Below are 1,304 nucleotides of genomic sequence, written 5' to 3'. Positions count from 1 at the left end.
ATTAAATGATGAATTATCAAAAACAGCTTCACAAGTAAGTGAACAAAAAGCTACACTTGAGTCTTCTAAAGAAGAAATAGAAAAAGCAAGAGAAGAGGCTTTAAAGGCTGCAGATATATCAAATAAAATCACACCTGAAACAATTGATTCAGTTCTTTCGGCAGAAAACTTCTCTATGCCTGCTGGATATGTTGAAGATGGTGCTGATAAATATTCAGTTAAAGTCGGTGATAAATTTACTTCTAAAGATGAGATTGAGAATCTTCTTCTATTCTCATTAGAGGATATTGCTGATGTTTATTTAAAAGATGTTACAAACATTGAATATGGAAATAGCACAAGTGATTCATATACAAATGTAAATGGAAACCCAGGAATCATTTTATCTATAGAAAAAACTAGTACAGCTTCTACTTCTTCAGTTTGCGATAAACTAAATAAAACTATAGATAATTTAACTAGTAAAAATGATAAATTACATATACTTTCTCTAATGGACCAAGGTATATACATAGATATGGTTATCGATAGTATACTGGATAATTTAATTTATGGTGGTGTATTAGCAATAATAGTACTTTTAATTTTCTTAAGAAGTATTAAACCTACTATAATAATAGCTCTAAGTATACCTATGAGTTTACTATTTGCAGTAGTTTTAATGTACTTCACAGGTATATCTCTAAACATGATTTCACTATCTGGTTTAGCTCTTGGCGTTGGTATGCTTGTTGATAATAGTATAGTTGTCATCGAAAATATCTATAGAATGAGAAATAACGGTGTAAGCAAATATAAAGCCGCTGTCTATGGTGCTAAACAAGTTTCAAACGCAATATGTGCCTCTACTCTAACGACTATATGTGTATTTTTACCGATAGTATTTACAGACGGTATAACAAGACAATTATTCGTCGATATGGGTCTTACAATCGCATATTCACTTATTGCGAGTTTATTAATGGCTCTTACTTTAGTTCCTTGCATGGCATCTAATATATTAACTAGCAAAGATCAAGTTGAACACAAATTCTTTAATAAACTTGTTGATGGATATGAATATGTATTAGACAATGCATTGAGACATAAAGCAGTTATACTTGTGGGTGCATTATTACTTTTAGTTTTAGCTGGATATAGTGCTACAAAAATGGGAACTGCATTCATGCCTGATATGAGCTCTACTCAAATGACAGCAACTATCTCAGCAAAAGAAGGTCAAGAAGTAACACAAGCTGATTTAGAAAGTGCTAGTGATGAATTTGTAAACATAGTAAAAGAACTTCGAGATGTCCAAGGTGTTG

At 31.4% G+C, this 1,304-nt stretch carries 1 protein-coding gene; it reads left to right on the top strand.

The genetic code is table 11. The features are described from left to right. The coding region (locus I4U58_RS13800; RefSeq protein WP_195931907.1) for an efflux RND transporter permease subunit at positions 1 to 1,304 on the top strand (1,304 nt) is incomplete at both ends.

The sequence above is a fragment of the Clostridium sp. 1001270J_160509_D11 genome, assembly GCF_015667935.1.
Lineage (GTDB): Bacteria > Bacillota > Clostridia > Peptostreptococcales > Peptostreptococcaceae > Intestinibacter.
Note: the sequence above shows the minus strand (reverse complement) of the source record. Positions and strands in the feature narration are given on the sequence as shown.